At 70.6% G+C, this 18,947-nt stretch carries 14 protein-coding genes and 1 pseudogene; 6 read left to right on the forward strand and 9 right to left on the reverse strand.

Going from position 1 to position 18,947, the window contains the following annotated elements; translation table 11 throughout:
• The first annotated feature begins 148 nt into the window (after positions 1-148).
• The 3 genes and pseudogenes from A5704_RS01420 to A5704_RS01435 all read left to right on the forward strand — a co-directional run bounded on the left by A5704_RS01420 (position 149) and on the right by A5704_RS01435 (position 6,606).
• Entirely contained in the window at positions 149-1,357 is a 1,209-nt protein-coding gene (locus A5704_RS01420; protein ID WP_067760327.1) for an NADH:flavin oxidoreductase, read from the forward strand.
• A gap of 128 nt (positions 1,358-1,485) precedes the next feature.
• Positions 1,486-4,043 (forward strand): annotated as a pseudogene (locus A5704_RS01430) (FHA domain-containing protein).
• Position 4,044: 1 nt separating this feature from the next.
• On the forward strand, positions 4,045-6,606 hold the full coding sequence (locus tag A5704_RS01435; protein WP_067887043.1) for an ATP-binding cassette domain-containing protein: 2,562 nt from the start codon (positions 4,045-4,047) through the stop codon (positions 6,604-6,606).
• A 2-nt stretch (positions 6,607-6,608) separates the two neighbouring features.
• On the opposite strand, the gene A5704_RS01440 is transcribed toward A5704_RS01435, so the two are convergent.
• The 6 genes from A5704_RS01440 to A5704_RS01465 all read right to left on the reverse strand — a co-directional run bounded on the left by A5704_RS01440 (position 6,609) and on the right by A5704_RS01465 (position 12,117).
• Entirely contained in the window at positions 6,609-7,160 is a 552-nt protein-coding gene (locus A5704_RS01440) for a pentapeptide repeat-containing protein (RefSeq protein WP_067760333.1), read from the reverse strand.
• Positions 7,157-7,753, reverse strand: coding sequence for an ATP/GTP-binding protein (locus A5704_RS01445; RefSeq protein WP_067760335.1), 597 nt, complete (start codon positions 7,751-7,753; stop codon positions 7,157-7,159). Before A5704_RS01445 ends, A5704_RS01440 begins: the two co-directional genes overlap by 4 nt.
• Positions 7,734-8,120 (reverse strand): DUF742 domain-containing protein, encoded by a 387-nt coding sequence (locus A5704_RS01450; protein WP_067760337.1) that lies wholly within the window; start codon positions 8,118-8,120, stop codon positions 7,734-7,736. The genes A5704_RS01445 and A5704_RS01450 overlap by 20 nt, the downstream gene beginning before the upstream one ends.
• A gap of 6 nt (positions 8,121-8,126) precedes the next feature.
• Positions 8,127-8,525, reverse strand: coding sequence for a serine protease inhibitor (locus A5704_RS01455; protein ID WP_067887045.1), 399 nt, complete (start codon positions 8,523-8,525; stop codon positions 8,127-8,129).
• Positions 8,522-11,272 carry a sensor histidine kinase gene (locus A5704_RS01460; protein ID WP_067759998.1) on the reverse strand — a complete coding sequence of 917 codons (2,751 nt, stop codon included), beginning with the start codon at positions 11,270-11,272 and terminating at the stop codon, positions 8,522-8,524. Before A5704_RS01460 ends, A5704_RS01455 begins: the two co-directional genes overlap by 4 nt.
• A gap of 239 nt (positions 11,273-11,511) precedes the next feature.
• Positions 11,512-12,117: a bifunctional 2-polyprenyl-6-hydroxyphenol methylase/3-demethylubiquinol 3-O-methyltransferase UbiG gene (locus A5704_RS01465; protein ID WP_067759979.1), complete on the reverse strand. Its 606-nt coding sequence runs from the start codon at positions 12,115-12,117 to the stop codon at positions 11,512-11,514.
• A gap of 17 nt (positions 12,118-12,134) precedes the next feature.
• Between A5704_RS01465 and A5704_RS01470 the strand changes: the two genes are divergently transcribed.
• The gene (locus A5704_RS01470) at positions 12,135-12,599 is read left to right on the forward strand and encodes a tRNA (cytidine(34)-2'-O)-methyltransferase (RefSeq protein ID WP_067759982.1); all 465 of its coding nucleotides are present in this window, start codon (positions 12,135-12,137) and stop codon (positions 12,597-12,599) included.
• A gap of 36 nt (positions 12,600-12,635) precedes the next feature.
• On the forward strand, positions 12,636-12,962 hold the full coding sequence (locus A5704_RS01475; RefSeq protein ID WP_067759985.1) for a YciI family protein: 327 nt from the start codon (positions 12,636-12,638) through the stop codon (positions 12,960-12,962).
• Here A5704_RS01475 and A5704_RS01480 read toward each other — a convergent pair whose 3' ends face one another.
• The 3 genes from A5704_RS01480 to A5704_RS01490 form a co-directional block, all read right to left on the reverse strand.
• On the reverse strand, positions 12,963-13,607 hold the full coding sequence (locus A5704_RS01480; protein ID WP_067759988.1) for a nitroreductase family protein: 645 nt from the start codon (positions 13,605-13,607) through the stop codon (positions 12,963-12,965). It abuts the gene before it with no gap.
• Positions 13,608-13,770: 163 nt separating this feature from the next.
• Positions 13,771-14,118 carry a hypothetical protein gene (locus tag A5704_RS01485; protein WP_067759992.1) on the reverse strand — a complete coding sequence of 116 codons (348 nt, stop codon included), beginning with the start codon at positions 14,116-14,118 and terminating at the stop codon, positions 13,771-13,773.
• A 77-nt stretch (positions 14,119-14,195) separates the two neighbouring features.
• Positions 14,196-17,474: an error-prone DNA polymerase gene (locus A5704_RS01490; protein WP_067759995.1), complete on the reverse strand. Its 3,279-nt coding sequence runs from the start codon at positions 17,472-17,474 to the stop codon at positions 14,196-14,198.
• Positions 17,475-17,638: 164 nt separating this feature from the next.
• Between A5704_RS01490 and A5704_RS01495 the strand changes: the two genes are divergently transcribed.
• Positions 17,639-18,947: wax ester/triacylglycerol synthase domain-containing protein (locus A5704_RS01495; RefSeq protein ID WP_067887048.1), on the forward strand; the 1,309-nt coding region annotated here is incomplete at its 3' end.

Genomic DNA, 18,947 nt, shown 5'->3' on the forward strand with positions numbered 1-18,947 from the left:
ACTCCTACGTCGACGGCAACCCGTCCTGCAGGCGCATCGCGAGACATAACCCAGTGCGAGCGGAATCGGCGAGTCGTCGCCACTGGTTATGTGTCGCGGAGCGGGAAGGTGGCTTCGCCGGGCTTGCGGCCGCCATTAAGCTCCGGATATGTCAACCCCTCCGGACGTGTTCAGCCCGGCCAAGCTCGGCCCGATCACGCTGCGCAACCGCACCATCAAATCGGCCACCTTCGAGGCCCGCACGCCCGACACCCTGGTGACCGACGACCTGATCGAATACCACCGGCTGCCCGCCGCGGGCGGCGTGGGCATGACGACCGTCGCCTATTGCGCCGTCTCCCCCGGCGGCCGCACCGAGGGCAACGGGATCTGGTTGCGGCCGGAGGCGGTGCCCGGATTCCGCCGGCTCACCGACGCGATTCACGCCGAGGGCGCGGCGGTGAGCGCGCAGATCGGCCACGCCGGTCCCGTCGCCAACGCCAAGACCAACAAGGCCAGGGCGCTGGCCCCGGTGCGGTTCTTCAACCCCATCGGGATGCGGTTCGCCAAGAAGGCGAGCCGTGAGGACATCGACGACGTCATCGAGGGGCACGCCAACGCGGCGCGGCTGGCCATCGAGGCCGGCTTCGACGCGGTCGAAATCCACTTGGGCCACAACTACTTGGCCAGCTCGTTTTTGTCGCCGCTGATCAACCGCCGCACCGACGAGTTCGGCGGATCGCTGGAGAACCGTGCGAAGGTGGCCCGCGCCATCGTCATGGCCGTGCGCCGCGCGGTGGAAAAGGAGGGCACGCCGATCGCGGTCACCGCCAAGCTCAACATGACCGACGGCGTCCGCGGCGGAATCTCCATCGAGGAATCGCTGACCACCGCCAAGTGGCTGCAGGACGACGGCGGGCTGGACGCGATCGAACTCACCGCGGGCAGCTCCCTGGTCAACCCGATGTACCTCTTCCACGGTGACGCGCCGCTCAAGGAGTTCGCCGCGGCGTTCAAGCCGCCGCTGAGTTGGGGCATGCGCATGACGGGCAAGAAGTTCCTGCGCGAGTACCCCTACCGCGAGGCCTATTTGTTGCGGCACGCCAAGCTGTTCCGCGCCGAGCTGACGATGCCACTGATCCTGCTCGGCGGCATCACCAACCGGGAAACCATGGACCTGGCGATGGCGGAGGGGTTCCAATTCGTCGCGATGGGCCGGGCGCTGTTGGCCGAGCCCGACCTGATCAACCGGATCTCCGCCGATGGTGCCGCGCACAGCGTGCATTCCGCGTGCACGCACTGCAACAAGTGCATGGCCACCATCTACACCCGCACCCAGTGCGTGGTCACGGGCGCCCCCGATCTGCTAGCGCGCTGACGATGCGCGCCGCATAGCGGCGTGAGGAGGAAGCGGGCAATCCGACCCAGCGCGCTGACGAGAGCGGCCCCGCATACGCACATTTGGGGCTCAGGGTCGCCTTGGTTTCACGCGATACAGTTGGTTCGATGAGTGCACCAGCCCCGCCCGTCCTGACCGTTCGTTATGACGGGTCAGAACGCACCTTTGCCGCCGGTCACGACGTCGTGGTCGGGCGGGATCTGCGCGCCGACATGCGCATCACCCACCCGCTCATCTCCCGCGCGCACCTGTTGCTGCGCTTCGACCAGGGCCGGTGGCTGGCGATCGACAACGGTTCGCTCAACGGCACTTTCGTGAACGGCCGGCGGGTGCCGGTCGTCGACATCCACGACGGTCAGTGCCTCAACATCGGGAACCCGGACGGGCCGCAGCTGATGTTCGAGGTCGGGCGGCACCAGGGGATGGCGGGGCGCCCCCCGCAAACCGAATCGATGGGCATCCCGGTGGCCGCGCATCCAACTGGGCGTCGCCGTCACGGCGGCCGCACCCCGGCCCGCCGGGGCCGCGTCCCGCCCCGCCCGGGCAACCGATGTATGCGGGCGGCGGGCGCGCGCCGGCCGCGCCGCCGCCGCCCAACTTCCCGCCGCCGCAGCCCAAGATCGCCGGGGTGGCGTCGCCGCAGACCGAGCTGAGCCGCTCGGCCGCCAAGCCGCCCGAGGTGGCCAACCTGGCGACGAAGATGTTCCAGGCGCTCATGCCGTCGCGGTCCGGGGCGCTGCAGAAGCCCTCCGGCGCGCTGACGATCGGCCGGGCCACCGACAACGACGTCGTCATCCAGGACGTCCTCGCGTCCCGCCATCACGCGTTCCTGACCCAGACGCCGCTGGGCACCGAGATCCGCGACGCGCACAGCGTCAACGGGACCTTCGTGAACGGCGTGCGGGTCGGGTCCGCGGTGCTGACCGAGGGCGACGTGGTCACCATCGGCAACGTCGACCTGGTGTTCACCCGGGGCGAGTTGCTGCGGCGCACGGAGGCCGCGACCCGTTCCGGCGGCCTGGAGGTCAACTCCGTTTGCTTCACCGTCGACCAGAACAAGCAACTGCTCGACCACATCACGCTGACCGCGAGGCCCGGCACGCTGACGGCCATCATCGGCGGCTCGGGTGCCGGCAAGACCACGCTGTCGCGGGTGATCGTGGGCTACACCAGCCCCACGTCGGGCTCGGTGACCTTCGAAGGCCACGACATCCACGCCGAGTACGCGACCATGCGCAGCAGGATCGGGATGGTTCCGCAGGACGACGTCGTGCACCGGCAGTTGACCGTCAACCAGGCCCTGAACTACGCCGCCGAGCTGCGGTTGCCGCCCGACACCAGCAAGGCCGAGCGGGCTCAGGTCGTCGCCCAGGTCCTCGAAGAACTGGACATGACCAAGCACGCCGAGACCCGGGTCGACAAGCTGTCCGGTGGCCAGCGCAAGCGGGCCTCGGTGGCCCTCGAGCTGCTCACCCAGCCGTCCCTGCTGCTCCTCGACGAGCCGACGTCCGGTCTGGACCCGGCGCTGGACCGTCAGGTCATGCTGATGCTGCGCCAGCTCGCCGACGCCGGCCGCACGGTGTTGGTGGTGACCCACTCGGTCTCGTACCTGGACGTCTGCGATCAGATCCTGCTGATCGCGCCGGGCGGCAAGACCGCCTTCTGCGGCCCGCCCGACCAGGTCGAGGCGGCCATGGGCACCCGCAACTGGGCCGACATCTTCGCCAAGGTGGGCGCCGACCCGGACGAGGCCAACCGCCGGTTCAAGGAGCGCGATCAGCATTCGTCCCGGCCGCCCTCCCCGCAAAGCCCGGCCGACCTGGGCGAGCCGCCGAAGACCGACCTGTGGCGGCAGCTGTCCACGATCGCTCGCCGCCAGGTCCGCCTGGTCGTATCCGACCGCGGCTACACCATCTTCCTGGCGATCCTGCCGTTCCTCATCGGGGCGTTGTCGCTGACCGTGAAGGGCCCGCATCCCGGCCTTGGCCCGGCCGACCCGCTCGGCCCCGCGCCGACGCAGCCGCAGTACATCATGGTCCTGTTGAACATCGGCGCCGTCTTCATGGGCACCGCGCTGACCATTCGCGACCTGATCGGCGAGCGCCCGATCTTCCGGCGCGAGCAGGCCGTCGGCCTGTCCACCACCGCGTACCTGCTCGCCAAGATCGCGGTGTTCTGTGTCTTCGCGACGCTGCAGGCGGCGATCGCGACCATCATCGTGCGGCTGGGCAAGGGCGCGCCGACGGCGCACCCGCCATTCTTCGGGAACTCCACCTTCTCGCTGTTCGTCACGGTCGCCGGGACGTGCGTGGCTTCGGCGATGCTGGGCCTGCTGTTGTCGGCCTTGGCCCAGTCCAACGAACAGATCATGCCGCTGCTGGTGGTGTCGATCATGTCGCAGCTGGTGTTCTCCAGCGGCATGATCCCCGTCTACCAGCGCTTCGGCCTCGAGGAGCTCGCGTGGCTGACACCGGCCCGGTGGGGCTACGCCGCAGGTGCCTCGTCGATCGACTTTCCGTCGCTGGTCAAGGTCAAACAGATCCCGACCAACGACCCGATCTGGCAGCACTCGAAACACATCTTCGTGTTCGACATGGCGATGCTGGCGTTCCTGTCCGTCGCCTACACCGGCTTCGTGCGGTGGCACATCCGGCTGAAACGCTGAGATGACCCAAGCCGCCGGGCCCGTCCTGACCGTTCGATCCGACCGATCGAAGGGCAGCTTCGCGGCCGGCCGCGACGTCGTCGTCGGCAGCGACCTGCGGGCGGACCTGCGGGTCGCACACCCGCTGATCGCCCGCTCGCACCTGCTGCTGCGCTTCGATCGCGGCAAATGGATTGCGCTTGACAACAATTCGTTGAACGGGGTTTACGTCAACGGCCAGCGGGTGCCGCTGGTGGACATCGAAGACGGCCAGACCATCAACATCGGCAAGCCCGACGGTCCACGGATCACCTTCGAGATCGGCCACCACACAGGCAGCGTGGGCATGCTTCCGCCCACCACGGAGTCGATCCCGGTGATCACGCCGCCCAGCGACGCGCAGCCGCCGGGCTCGCCGTCGACCGGACCGCGACCGCAGGCCCCGCCGCGACAGCCCCCGGCCCAGCAGCCGCCCGCGCGCCCCTGGGCGGGCCCGCAGCGCACCACCGCCGTTCCCATCGTCCGGCCGGACGCCGCGACCCGGTCGGTGCCGCAATCTGGCGGGCGGCCCGACTTGAGTCCGCCCACCCAGATCGGCGTGAGCGGCCAGGTGGCGGAGTTCCCCACCACGCGGGTGAAGAATCTGGGCCCGGATTCCCACCGCCCGACCGAGCGGCCGGGGCGCGCCGCCTGGATCGGGCGGGCGCTCGACAACGACATCGTCATCCACGACGTGCTGGCGTCGCGCCATCACGCGTTCCTCACCACGACCCCGGCGGGCCCGGAGATCCGGGACGCCAACAGCAGCAATGGCACCTTCGTCAACGGCGTGAAGGCCGCGTCCGCCGTGCTGTCCGAGGGCGACGTGGTGACCATCGGCAACGTCGACCTGGTGTTCTCCGGCGGCATCCTGGTGCGCCGCCAGGAGGCGGCGACGCGCACCGGCGGCCTGGAGGTGAACGGCGTCGACTTCAGCGTCAACGGCAAGAACCTGCTCGAGAAGATCTCGTTGACGGGCCGGCCGGGCACACTGACCGCCCTCATCGGCGGGTCCGGCGCGGGCAAGACCACGCTGTCGCGGCTGATCGCCGGCTACGCGACGCCGACCTCCGGCGTGGTCACCTTCGAGGGCCACAACATCCACACCGAGTACGCGTCGCTGCGCACCCGGATCGGGATGGTGCCCCAGGACGACGTGGTGCACCGCCAGCTCACGGTGAACCAGGCGCTGGGTTACGCGGCCGAGCTGCGGTTGCCGCCCGACACCAGCAAGGCCGACCGCGAGCAGGTCGTCGCGCAGGTGCTCGACGAGCTGGGGCTGACCCAGCACGCGGAGACCCGCGTGGACAAGCTGTCGGGCGGGCAGCGCAAGCGCGCCTCGGTGGCCCTCGAGCTGCTGACCGGGCCGTCGCTGCTGATCCTCGACGAGCCGACGTCGGGCCTGGACCCGGCGCTGGATCTGCAGGTCATGACGATGCTGCGCCAGCTGGCCGACGCGGGCCGGGTGGTGCTGGTGGTCACTCACTCCCTGACCTACCTCGAGGTCTGCGACCAGGTGCTGCTGATGGCGCCCGGCGGCAAGACGGCGTTCCTCGGGCCGCCCGACCAGATCGGGGCGGCCATGGGGACCACGAACTGGGCGCAGATCTTCGCGAAGGTGGGCGCCGACCCGGACGAGGCCAACCGGCGCTTCCTGGCGCAGAACAAACCCGCGCCGCCCGCCCAGACGGAGGCGCCCGCCGACCTCGGCGCCCCGCCGCGCACCAGCCTGCGCCGCCAGTTCTCCACCATCGCCCGCCGCCAGGTCCGCCTCGTCGTCGCCGACCGCGCCTACTTCGTGTTCCTGGCGCTGCTGCCGTTCATCATGGGCGCGCTGTCGCTGACCGTTCCCGGCCACACGGGTTTCGGCTACGCCGACCCCACCAGCGAGTCCGCCGGCGAGGCCGGGACGATCCTGACCCTGCTCACCATGGCCGCGGCGTTCATGGGGACCGCGCTGACGATCCGCGACCTGATCGGGGAGCGCCCGATCTTCCGGCGCGAGCAGGCGGTCGGGCTGTCGACCACCGCGTACCTGTTGGCCAAGATCGCGGTGTTCTGCGTGTTCGCCGTTGTCCAGGCGGCGATCGCGACCGCGATCGTGGTGGTGGGCAAGGGCCCGCCGAAGCGGCCGGCCGTGCTGCTCGGGAACGCGACCCTGGAACTGTTCGTCGCGGTCGCGGCGACCTGTGTGGCCGCGGCGATGCTGGGCCTGCTGCTGTCGGCGCTGGCGCGCTCCAACGAGCAGATCATGCCGCTGCTGGTGGTGTCACTGATGGCGCAGATGGTGCTGTCCGGCGGGATGGTGCCGGTCACCAACCGGATCTTCCTCGACCAGCTGTCCTGGGGGGTGCCCTCGCGGTGGGGGTACGCCGCGCAGGCGTCGACGGTCGACCTGTGGACCGTCGCGCCGGGCCCGCAGAGCCCGCGGGACAGCCACTTCCGGCACACCTCGGGCACCTGGCTGTTCGACATGGGGATGCTCGCGCTGCTGTCGGTCACCTACGCCGCCGTGGTGCGCTGGCGCATCCGGCTCAAGCAGTGACGTCAGCCGTCCAGGCGCAGGCCTTGCGCCGCCGCGAAGGCCACCGCCTGCCCGACGTCGACGCGGGCACCCGTCAGCGAGGCGGTCCGCCACAACGCGGGATCCACGGTCGCGCCGCGCAGGTCGGCGTCGTCCAGCCGCGCGCCCGTCGCCCGCGCACCGGACAGGTCGGCACCGCGTAGCACCGCCTTGCGCAGGTCGGCCTCCACCAGGCTGGCCTCTCGCAGCCGGCAGCCACTCAGGTCGACGCCCCGCAGGTCGTTACCGCCCAGCACCGCGAGCGTGAAGTCGACCTCGTCGAAGGAGATCGGCCGCATCCGGCACTGCACGAACACCGAACCCAGCATGCTGCACTGCGCAAAGGTGCTGTGCCACAACGAGGTTCGCCGGAAGGTGCAATTGCGAAACGCCGACCCGCGGTGTCGGGACTCGGCCAGGTTGGCGCCGCTGAAGTCGCACTCGTCGAACACGGCCCGCTCGGTGTCCAGCCGGCTGAGGTCCTCGTCGGTGAAGTCGTGGCCGGTGAGTTCCTTGTCGGCCCACCGCTCGGTCAATTCGCCGTCAGGCTGGCCAGTGCGTATTCGCTCACCGCGATCAGCGCGTCGGTCGCCGACCGGCGATCCCGTGCATCGACCGTGATCACCGGGATGTGCGCCGGCAGGGTGAGCGCCTCGCGCACCTCGGCGACGGGATAGCGCGGCGCGCCGTCGAATTCGTTGACCGCGATCAGGAACGGCAGGTTGCGGTGCTCGAAGAAGTCGACTGCGGCGAAGCTGTCCTCCAGGCGCCGGCAGTCCACCAGCACGATCGCCCCGATGGCCCCGCGCACCAGGTCGTCCCACATGAACCAGAACCGGCGCTGACCCGGCGTGCCGAACAGGTAGAGCACCAGGTCCTCGTCCAGGGTGATCCGGCCGAAGTCCATCGCGACGGTGGTGGTCCGCTTGTCCGGGGTGGCCTCCAGCGCGTCGACGGCGGTCGAGGCGTCGGTGAGCATCGCCTCGGTGCGCAACGGCATGATCTCCGACACCGCGCCGACGAACGTCGTCTTGCCTGCACCGAATCCGCCGGCGATGACGATCTTCGTCGAGGCGTGGGCGGGATCGGAGTACACCTCGGAGTGCGCCTCAGAGTGCCTTAAGGCCACGCAGCGTCCTTCCTATCAGTTCGTGGCGCTCATCTCTGGTCGAACGCTCGGACAACGTCCTATGCACCCGAAGGTAGCCGGACAAAACCAGATCGCCGACCAGGACGCGCGTGACACCGAGCGGCAGATCAAGCCGTGCGGAGATCTCGGCGACCGACGGGCTGCCGACGCACAGTTGAATGATCTTGCCTTTCGCGTCGTCGGGCGGCCACCGGTGAGCCAGCCCGGCCTGCAGCGTCTGGATCGGGGCTTCCACGGGAAGGTCGACGTCGGTGCCGGTCCGCCCGGACGTCAGGGTGTACGGGCGGACCAGGTTCCCTCGGCGTGCGGTCGGCTCAGCAAGGTGCCGGGGCTCGCGTTCGTCCATCGCGGCTCACGAGACGCCGGACCGGCGGGTGGACTGCACCACGCCCCCGACCCGTTCGACCAGGATGGCCATCTCGTAACCGATCTGACCGATGTCACACGACGTCGCGGCGAGCGTGGCCAGGTGCGAGCCGTCGCCGACGCGCATCAGCAGCAGGTAGCCGTTCTGCATCTCCACCACCGACTGCAGCACCTGGCCACCCTCGAACAGCTGCGCGGCGCCGGTCGCCAAACTGGCCAGGCCGGAGGCGACCGCGGCCAGCTGGTCGGCGCGCTCGCGCGGGAGATGTTCGCTGGCGGCGATGGGCAGCCCGTCCACGGAGACCAGCAGCGCATGCGCCACGCCCGGGACCTCGCGGGCGAACCGCGTCACCAGCCAGTCCAGGGAGTTGTCGGGTGCGGTCATTCCTGCTCTGGCCCCTGGGTGTCGCGGGCGTGCACCCGGCCAGTGCGCACGCCGCCGAAGTGGCTGCTGAACGAGGCTCGCACCGCCTCGGGATCGCGGGCGGCGGCCGCGTGCTGCGGTTCGCGGCCGGAGTGCAGGCCGCCGTTGGGCTCTTGGCTCTCGTCCTCGTCGGGCCGGGCCGTCCCATTGGCGGCGCCGGGCACCAGCCGGGCACCGGGCGTACGGACCGGCAGGCCGTGCTCGGCGGTGCGCGACTCGACGGGCGTGTCCTCGGCCGCCGCGGCCAGCGTCCAGCCGCGGTCCCACACCGACTGCCAGTCCAGGTCGGGGCTGTTGACCAGGTCGTGCGGATCACCGAGCATCTCCGACAGCATCCGCCGGTAGATCACGTCGTCGTCAGCGGGAGCGGCTGCGCTCTTCGGCGCGGCCGGGATCGACGGGGCGGGCGCGCTCGGCGCCGGGCTCGGCGGCTTGTCGGCGGCCGCGGCCGGCTCGTCCGCCTCCCGCGACCGCGCGGCGAAGAACGCCGACGTGTCCGAAGCGCGGACGGGCTTCGGCTCCGGTTTGGCGTCCGGGGCGCTCGCCGGGGTCCCGCCCTCCCACCACGGTGTGGGCAGTTCGCGCCGCTGCGGCAGCGGCTCGGCGGGTTCGGCGGGCACCACGGTGATGCCGCTGGAACCGGGATTGCGGCGCGGCAGCAACGTGACCGGCGGCGCCGCGGCGGGGGCGTTGCGGGCCGGCTCGGGCCGGCGTTCCTCCTCGGGCGCGGCGACCGCGGCGGCGGGCTGCGCGCCGGGCGCCGAAACCGCCCGGATCCGGGCGACTCGGGCCTGCGGCGCCGAGCCCTCGAGAATCGTTGGGGGCAGGTAGATCTCGGCGGTGGTGCCCGAGCCTTCCTCGTTGGCCGCCGGGCCGCGCAGCCCCACCCGGATGCCGTGCCGGTCCGCGAGCCGGCCGACGACGAACAGGCCCATGTGGCGGGCGTTGTCGGGGCTGACCTCGCCGCCGGCCTGCAGCCGCATGTTGGCGATGCGCCGATCGGTGTCGTTCATGCCCAGGCCGGAGTCGGCGATCCGCACCACGACTCCGCCGTCGCCGCCGCGGGCCGCCGAGACGCGCACGGGCGTCGCGGGTGGCGAATAACGCAGGGCGTTGTCGATCAGCTCGGCGAACAGGTGGATGGCGCCGCCGGCGGCGGCGCCGATCAGCGTGCTGTTGTCGGGCAGCCCGGCGATCTCGACGCGGCGGTAGTCCTCGACCTCGGAGACCGCGGCGCCCAGCACCGTCGACAGCGGCACCGGGTCGCGCTGGTCGCGCGCGAGCTGCGCGCCCGCCAGCACCAGCAGGTTGGCGCTGTTGCGGCGCAGCCGGGCGGCGAGGTGGTCCAGCCGGAACAGGCTGTCCAGGCGCTCGGGATCCTCCTCGTTGCGCTCCAGCCGATCGATGAGTGACAGCTGCTGGTCGACCAGCGAGCGGCTGCGCCGCGACATGGTCTCGAACATGTCGTTGACCAGCAGCCGCAACCGGGCCTCGTCGCCGGCGAGCAGCAGGGCCTGGGTGTGCAATTCGTCGACCGCGTGGGCGACCTGGCCGATCTCCTCCGTGGTGTACACCGGCAGCGGCTGCGGCGTCGGCTCGGCGCCGCCCGCCTTGACCCGGGCGATCTCCTCCTCGAGGTCGGTGTGGGCCACCTTGAGGGCTCCGTCGCGCAGGACGCGCAGGGGCCGCACCAGCGCGCGGGCCACCAACAGCACCACGATCAGCGCGATCACAATGGCGGACAGCACCAGGACGGCGTCGAGGATGGCGGCATTGCGCCTGTCTGCGGCCTGGGCGTGCACGGTTTTCGTCACCGCCGCGGTGGCGTCCTTGACGATCTGGTCGGCGATGTCGTCGGTGGTCTGTATCGAGCGCAGCAGGTCGGCGTTGTCGACGAGGACGCTGGCCGGGTCGGACATGATCGCCATCCGGGTCACCAGCTGCTGCTGCAGCGTCTTGGCTTCGGGCGAGCCGGCGCCGAGGACCTCGCTCATCCCGAACAGGGTCGACGGCTCGGTTCCGGCCAGGGTGATCATCGAGGTCCGCAATTGCGGCTCGGGCAGGTCGGCGCCCCGGGTGACGAGGATCTTCTGCATCGTCATCTGCCCGCGGGCCCCGACGGCACGGCTCAGGCCCTGGGTCTGGGCGCGGACCTTCTCGTCGTCGACGCGGACCGACGCGTTGATGACGTCCTCGGCCGTCAGCAGGATCGGGGCGTAGAGGGTCACCCGCTCCCGCAAACCCAGGCCGTTGTCGGTCGCCTTGTTCACCAGCATCTGACCGCCGTCGAGCAGGTTGGTCACCCCCGACCGGACTTCGGGGCTGACGTCGGTGTCGCGCAGCCGGGTGTCCAGTTCGTATTTGCGCGCCTCGAAGTTCTTCTTGGCCCCCTCCACGTCGCGCCCGGTGCTGCCCGCCAGCAGGGCGACGTCGAGGGCCGACATGTATTTGGTGATCACGGGGACCACGTCGGCGCGGGCCGCGGCCAGCCGCAGCCCGGCCGAGTTCGCCATTGCACCCTGGATGCGCAGCCCGCCGAAGACCGTTGCCAGCACCAGCGGCACCAGCACGATCGCCAGGACCTTCCACCGGACCGGCCAGTTGCTGAGCGACCAGGCCGGTGGGCGTTTGGCCGGCGCCGACTCGGCGGCGCCGGGCGGCGGGGACTCGGGGACCGCCTCGGCAGGGGTGGCCGGGCGGGCGAACATGGTCACGTCGGCACGGCCGCGCGACCGGCCGCTGCGCTGATGCTCAGCGCTCGAGAAAACGAGAGGCTCATGAGACTTCCTGCTTTATCCACCCGTGCCACGCCAGATGGGCGCGAGCGCGTCAACGTGGCAATCCGACGAGTATGACAGCCCGCGGCCCAGGTCACCAGAATCCGTACTGAGCAGACAGGCCTCTCCAAGGTGCACCGGCGCGCGGGCCGACGATCCTGGCAAACCCGCTAGGCGTGGCGCAGGACGGCGACGAGGAAATCCGACTCATCGGTGAACGGGCGCAGGTCCCAGGTGGACAGCAGCAGGTCGGGCTCGAGCCCGGCGGCCGCCGCGTCGTCGAGGAACTCGGCGAATCCGTAGTCGCGGCCCGCGCCGAAGCCGATCGCCGCCCGACCGTCGTCCCCGAGGTGGGCCCGCAGCCGGCCCAGCACCCGGCGCCGCGTGCTCGGCGCCAGGAACGTCATCACGTTGCCGGCCGACACGATCACGTCGAACGGCTCGGCGATGCCGCGGGCGGGCAGGTCGAGCTCGGCGAGGTCGCCGACGAGCCAGCGCGGCCCGGGGTGATCCTGCTCGGCCGCTTCGATCAGCGCCGGGTCGACGTCGACGCCGACGACCTGGTGACCGGCGGCGGCCAGGTACCCGCCCAGCCGGCCGGGGCCGCAGCCGGCGTCGAGGATGCGGGCGCCGCGCGGGGCCATCGCGTCCACGAAGCGCGCCTCGCCGGCCAGATCGTCACCGGCGCGGGCCATGGCGCGGAACCGCTCGATGTACCAGTGCGAATGTCCCGGATCGGCAGCGACTTTCCGCATCCAGAGGCTCTGCTCGACCATGCGACCATTATCGCGTTGTGTTCAAGCTGATGTTCTTCTCCCCACGCATCGCCCCCAACACCGGCAACGCCATCCGGACGGCGGCGGCGACCGGATGCGAATTGCACCTGGTCGAGCCGATGGGCTTCGACATGTCCGAACCCAAGCTGCGGCGGGCCGGTCTGGACTATCACGACCTGGCGTCGGTGACGGTGCATCCGTCGCTGCCGGCCGCGTGGGAGGCGCTGTCGCCGGAGCGGGTGATCGCCTTCACCTCGCACGCGCCCACCTCGTTCGCCGACGTCCGCTACCGGCCGGGCGACGTCCTGTTGTTCGGTCCCGAGCCGACCGGACTGGACGCGGCGACGCTGGCCGACGAGCACATCACCGAGCAGGTGCGCATCCCGATGCTGGCGGGGCGGCGCTCGCTGAACCTGTCCAACGCCGCGGCCGTCGCCGTCTACGAGGCCTGGCGACAGCAGGGTTACCCGGGCGCGTTCTAGCGATGAGTTCTGCGACCGACGGGAGTCAGCATTGATATGCCTACCTTCATCACCATCGGTTACGGCGACGAGGCCGGATACCACCAGTTGAGCGCGCACCGCAGACACGCCGCGCACACCCGCGACGACGAACTCAGCGCGTCCGGCGCGCTCGTCGCCCGGGCCGGAAACCCCGTGCAGGTGCGCAACCCGGACGGCGCGGGCGTGCGGATCGAGCCGGGCCCCTTCCTCCGATCGGCTCTGCCGATCGCGGGATTCGCGGTCATCGAGGCCGACGATCTCGACACGGCGATCGAGCGCGTCAGCCAGACGCCGTGTGCGGTCGCGCACGGGGTCGTCGAGGTTTGGCCTCTGCAGACCTGACTACCAGGTGTTCCAGTGGGTGAGCTGCTCGGCGGGCAGCCGCTTGGCCGGGCGGAAGTCGGTGCCCTTGGTGTAGGCGATCGGGAACAGCCCGCCCTGGCTGTACTCGTCGTACGGGATGCCCACCACGTCTGCGACCTGCTTTTCACCGTCACCGAGCAGGTGCAGCGTCGTCCAGCACGACCCCAGCCCGCGGGAGCGCAGCGCCAGGCAGAAGCTCCACACCGCCGGGAACAGCGACGCCCAGAACGACACGCCGCCCAGCGGCTGCTTCTCCTCCCGGCCGAAGATGCAGGGAATCAACAACACCGGCGCCTCGTGCATGTGCTCGGCGAGGTAGGTCGCGGAGTCGCGCACCTTGCCCATCCGCTCCCCGCGGGTGTCCCCGTCGGCGTATTCGGGCGCGGGTGAGCTCAGGTAGGCCCGGGCGTTCTTCAGGTAGACGTCGGCGATCGCCTTCTTCTTGTCCGCGTCCTCGACGAACACCCACTGCCAACCCTGCGAATTGGATCCGGTGGGCGCCTGCAGCGCCAGGTCGAGGCATTCCATCAGCACATCGCGTTCGACCGGCTTGTCGAAGTCCAGGCGTTTGCGGACCGAGCGGGTGGTGGTGAGGACTTCGTCGACGGACAGGTTGAGGGTCATGTGCTGGAGACTACCTGCGGGCCCATGAGCGGCGAACTGGCGCAAGAGGTTTCCGACGGGCCGGCGCCTCAGGCACCGAGCGTGAATCCACGGTGGGAATTGGGTCGAAATCCCGCAGCGGAGTGCACGTGCGGCGCCGTCGTCTCCGTCGCGCTCGGTCAGGTCAGGACGGGGGCGGCGGGGCCGGCTGGTCGGGCGGAATCGCCCCACCGCAACCACCGGGCGGGGGCGGGCCAGGCAGGGGTTCGTCGCCACCGACGCAGTCGTAGTAGAACTGTGGGCCGACGATCCAGGTCTTCATCCATTGGTGCCAAAACGACCCGTCGGGGTACTTCTCGCCGTCGCACACGGCCAAGTTGCCGTACCCCCATCGGCCGCCCGGGCAGAAGCCCTTCGTCATGTCGGGCTGGTGCGGGTCGGGCGGGTCGGCGCTGGCAATCGCGGTTGGAAGAGCAAGCGCCGCAACACAACCCAGCATCGCAGCGCCAAGCCGACTACGTTTGAATCTCATCTCGACTCCCTGCTTCTGGCTGACCCGCGGCGATGAGGCGATAGTTTACGACGCAAACGGATGGGTGATGTCGCTTTCTAGCGGAAATCGCGCGACTTCGAGCCGACCGCCAGGGTGATGCGCCCCAGCCGCTCGGCGACGACGGTGACTGCGCCGCTGGCGTTTTGGACCTGGCCGCGCACCAGCATCGCCGGCGCGGAGTTGGCCAGTTTGCGGTGCCGCGCCCACACCGCCGGCGTGCACAGCACGTTGACCATCCCGGTCTCGTCCTCGAGGTTGAGAAACGTCACCCCCTGTGCCGTGCCCGGGCGCTGCCGGTGGGTCACCGCGCCGGCGATCAGCACGCGGTCGCCGTCGGGCACGCCGAGCAGCTTCTCGGCGGGCACCACGCCCATCGCGTCCAGGTCCGCCCGCAGGAATTGCGTCGGATAGCTGTCCGGGGAGACTCCGGTGGCCCACACGTCGGCGGCGGCCAGCTCCAGTTCGCTCATCCCGGGCAGCGCGGGGACATGCGACGACGAGCCGACGCCGGGCAGGCGGTCCGGGCGTTGGGTGGCGGCCGCCCCGGCCGCCCACAGCGCCTCGCGCCGCGACATGGCAAAGCAGCCGAGCGCCCCGGCCGTCGCCAGCGCCTCTGTCTGCGGCACCGACAGCGGTAGCCGGGTGGTCAGGTCCAGCAGAGAAGCGAACGGGCCGTTGGCTTTTCGTTCGCCGACCAGCCGCTCGGCGAGGTCGTCACCGATGTGGCGCACCGCGCCCAGCCCGAGGCGGACCTCGGTGCCCGCGTTCTCGAGGGTGGCGTGGGCCAGGCTGGCGTTGACGTCCGGGCCGTGCACGGTCACGCCGTGCCGGCGCGCGTCGGCCACCAGCGACTGCGGCGAATAGAAGCCCATCGGCTGCGCGCGCAGCAGCGCCGCGCAGAACGCAGCCGGGTGGTGCAGCTTGAACCACGACGAATAGAACACCAGCGACGCGAAGGACAGCGCGTGGCTTTCCGGGAAGCCGAAATTGGCGAACGCCTCCAGCTTTTCGTAGGTCCGGTCGATCACCTCGTCGGGCGCGCCGTGCAGCGCACGCATGCCCTCGTAGAACCGGCCGCGCAGCCGGCGCATGCGCTCGGTCGAGCGCTTGGAGCCCATCGCTCGGCGCAACTGGTCGGCCTCGGCGGCGGAGAAGCCGGCGCAGTCGACCGCCAGCTGCATCAGCTGCTCCTGAAACAGTGGCACCCCCAGCGTCTTTCGCAGGGCGGGCTCCATCGACGGGTGGTCGTAGACCACCGGGTCCAGCCCGTTGCGCCGCCGGATGTAGGGGTGCACCGAGCCGCCCTGGATGGGCCCGGGGCGGATCAGCGCGACCTCCACCACCAGGTCGTAGAAGATCCGCGGCTTGAGCCTGGGCAACGTGGCCATCTGCGCGCGTGACTCCACCTGGAACACGCCGACGGAATCGGCGCGGGCCAGCATCTCGTACACCGCCGGCTCGGAGAGGTCGAGCCGGGCCAGGTCCACCTCGATGCCCTTGTGCTCGGCCACCAGGTCGATGGCGTAGTGCAGCGCCGAGAGCATGCCCAGCCCGAGCAGGTCGAACTTCACCAAACCGATTGCCGCGCAGTCGTCCTTGTCCCACTGCAACACGCTGCGGTTCTCCATGCGTGCCCACTCCACCGGGCAGACGTCGGCGATCGGGCGGTCGCAGATCACCATGCCACCGGAGTGAATGCCCATGTGCCGCGGCAGGTTCCGGATCTGGTTGGCCAGGTCGACCACCTGCTCGGGGATGCCCTCGACGTCGGGCGAATCGGCGAGCCCGTTCCAGTGGCTGATCTGCTTGCTCCACGCGTCCTGCTGACCCTGGGAGAAGCCCAGCGCGCGGGCCATGTCGCGCACCGCGATCCGGCCCCGGTAGGTGATGACGTTGGCGACCTGAGCGGCGTAGTCGCGGCCGTATTTGTCGTAGACGTACTGAATGACCTTCTCGCGCTGGTCGGACTCGATGTCCATGTCGATGTCGGGCGGCCCGTCGCGGGCGGGCGACAAAAACCGCTCGAACAGCAGCTCGTTGGCCACCGGGTCCACCGCGGTGACACCGAGGGCATAACAGACCGCGGAGTTGGCCGCCGATCCCCTGCCCTGACACAGGATGTTGTTCTCCCGGCAGAACCGGGCGATGTCGTGCACCACCAGGAAATAGCCCGGAAAAGTAAGCCGCTCAATGACTTTCAGCTCATGCTCGATTTGCGCATACGCGCGCGGCGCGGTGTCGGCCGGCCCGTAGCGGTCGCGTGCCCCCGCCATGGTCAGCTGCCGCAGCCAGCTGTCCTCGGTGTGCCCGGCGGGCACGTCGAAGGGCGGCAGCTGCGGGGCGATCAGCGCCAGCCCGAACGCGCATTGCTCGCCGAGCTCGGCGGCGGCGGTCACCGCGTCGGGCCGCTGCCCGAACAGCCGGGCCATCTCCTCGCCGGACCGCAGGTGCGAACCGCCCAGCGGGGCCAGCCATCCGGCGGCGGCGTCCAGGGACTGCCGCGCCCGGATGGCGCCCATGGCCATGGCCAACCGGCGCCGCGGCGGACCCGCGAAATGCGCGCCGGTGGTGGCGACGACGCCGACGCCGAAGCGGGGCGCCAGCCCGGCCAGCACCGCGTTGCGCTCGTCGTCGAGCGGGTGGCCGTGGTGGGTCAGCTCGATGCTGACCCGGTCCGCACCGAACCGGTCTACCAGGTCGGCCAGCGCCCGCTCCGCGGCCTCCGGCCCTTGTGACAACGCTTGGCGGACATGGCCTTTGCGGCATCCGGTCAGGATGTGCCAGTGCCCCCCTGCGGCCTCGGTCAGCGCGTCGAAGTCGTAGCGCGGCTTGCCCTTCTCGCCGCCGGCCAGGTGCGCCGCGGCCAGCTGCCGCGACAGCCGCCGGTAACCTTCCGGGCCGCGGGCCAGCACCAGCAGGTGCGGGCCCGGCGGATCCGGCGTCTCGGTGCGCGCGCCCGGCCCCAGCGACAGTTCGGCGCCGAACACGGTGCGCAGCTCGAGCTCGGCGGCCGCCTCGGCAAACCGCACCGCCCCGTACAGCCCGTCGTGGTCGGTGAGCGCCAGCGCGCGCAGCCCCAGCCGGGAAGCCTCCTCGACCAGCTCCTCCGGCGTGCTGGCACCGTCGAGGAAGCTGAACGCCGAATGCGCGTGCAGCTCGGCATAGGGGACGGACGAGCGAGCCGCCCGGGCGCCGGCCGGCGGCCGGTACGTTCCGCGCTTGGGCGAGAGGGGGGCGTCCTCCCCGGGCACCACCGGCACGCCGGCATGGCGCGGTTTGCTGTCGAGCACCCGCTCCATTTCCGCCCAGCTCGGCGGGCCATTAAACCAGCCCACACCTGAAAGCATATCGAAAGTTTGTTCGAATTACCTCCGGTGCAGGACAACCGTTGTTAAACCGATCTTCAACTCCTAAACACGCTCTTAACGCCGCGGGCCTACCGCGGGCAACAAGGACCGACAGACACTGGTATCAGGGCGAAAATGAGGCGGGGGCGAGCATGGCGCAGGTGAGGGCACTGGATACGGCTTTCCTGAAGACCCACCACCCCGACCAGCACGCCGGCCTGGCGATCGGCGCGGTGGCCATCGTCGACGGCGCACCCGACCATCAGCGCCTCCAAGCCCTTCTGGCGGAACGCATTCGATCGATTCCCCGCTGCACGCAGGTGCTGCGGCCGCACCCGACGCACCCGGGCTGGGTCGACTGCCGGGACTTCGACCTCGCCCAGCACGTGCGCCGGGTGGCGATCAACCGACCGGGTGACGACACCGAGCTGTCCCGGGCCATCGCCCACGCCCTCGAACGGCCGCTGAGCCCGGACCGCCCACAGTGGGAGTGCTGGGTGATCGAGGGCCTCAAGGGCAACCGATGGGCGATCCTGATGAAAGCCCATCCCCGGCTGCTGGACGGCAAGTCGCCCGCACACCTGCTCACCAGGCTTTGCGACGACGCCGACGAGAGCGCCTTCGCCAATGCCCCTGCGGCCGAACGGGTTTCGCAACCGCCGGTGCGGCGAACCGGCTGGGCCGATGCGCTGTGGCGGGCATCCTGGACCGCGACCGGCGCCGTCGTCGGCGCGCTCTGGCCCGCGCTGCAGTCGCCCGATCGCGCCGCAACGCCCCGGCGCTACGCCACGGTGCGGGTCCCGATCGCCGACGTCGACCGCGTCTGCCGCAGGTTCGGGGTGACCGTCAACGACGTCGCGCTGGCCGCCGCCACCGAGGGCTTCCGGACGGTCCTGCTCGGCCGCGGTGAGGAGCCACGGGCCGACTCGCTGCCCGCCCTGGCGCCGACGCCGGTCCGGTCGCCGTACCTGCCGGTCGAGGACGACGACCCGGTCCAGCGCTTGCGCACCGTGCAGACCCGATGGAACGAAAAGGCAGCGGATACAACCCAATCCGGCGGCATCATCGAGTCGGCACTCAACTCCTTGCCGACGCTCGTGCGGGACGGCGTCGCTGCGCTGCTGTCCCGCTTCCCGCAGCGCGCCATCGTGACGCTGGGCACCAACGTGCCCGGGCCCCGCCACCGGCTGCGCCTGATGGGACAGACGATGGAGCGCCTGCTGCCCATCCCCCCGACCGCCGTCCAGTTGAGCACCGGGGTCGCGGTGCTGAGTTACGGCGACGAACTGGTATTCGGCATCACCGCCGAACCCGGCGCCGCGTTCGACGTCAAGCAATTGGCCGCCGGAATCGAACTGGGCATGGCGCGGCTCGTGGCGCTCAGCCAGGATTCGGTGTTGTTGTTCGGCGATCGCCGCCGCGGGCGGGCGCCGCGCGCGTTCCCCGGACGCGCGCCCGGCG

This window comes from Mycobacterium sp. E735 (genome assembly GCF_001666955.1).
Classification (GTDB): domain Bacteria; phylum Actinomycetota; class Actinomycetes; order Mycobacteriales; family Mycobacteriaceae; genus Mycobacterium.

What these genes read in the sequence shown, in the direction of transcription:
- A5704_RS01465 (WP_067759979.1), bottom strand. Translation starts at nt 12,117, where the DNA reads ATGGTCGAGCAGAGCCTCTGGATGCGGAAAGTCGCTGCCGATCCGGGA.
- A5704_RS01475 (WP_067759985.1), top strand. Translation starts at nt 12,636, where the DNA reads ATGCCTACCTTCATCACCATCGGTTACGGCGACGAGGCCGGATACCAC.
- A5704_RS01480 (WP_067759988.1), bottom strand. Translation starts at nt 13,607, where the DNA reads ATGACCCTCAACCTGTCCGTCGACGAAGTCCTCACCACCACCCGCTCG.
- A5704_RS01455 (WP_067887045.1), bottom strand. Translation starts at nt 8,525, where the DNA reads ATGACCGCACCCGACAACTCCCTGGACTGGCTGGTGACGCGGTTCGCC.
- A5704_RS01485 (WP_067759992.1), bottom strand. Translation starts at nt 14,118, where the DNA reads ATGAGATTCAAACGTAGTCGGCTTGGCGCTGCGATGCTGGGTTGTGTT.
- A5704_RS01420 (WP_067760327.1), top strand. Translation starts at nt 149, where the DNA reads ATGTCAACCCCTCCGGACGTGTTCAGCCCGGCCAAGCTCGGCCCGATC.
- A5704_RS01450 (WP_067760337.1), bottom strand. Translation starts at nt 8,120, where the DNA reads ATGGACGAACGCGAGCCCCGGCACCTTGCTGAGCCGACCGCACGCCGA.
- A5704_RS01435 (WP_067887043.1), top strand. Translation starts at nt 4,045, where the DNA reads ATGACCCAAGCCGCCGGGCCCGTCCTGACCGTTCGATCCGACCGATCG.
- A5704_RS01460 (WP_067759998.1), bottom strand. Translation starts at nt 11,272, where the DNA reads ATGTTCGCCCGCCCGGCCACCCCTGCCGAGGCGGTCCCCGAGTCCCCG.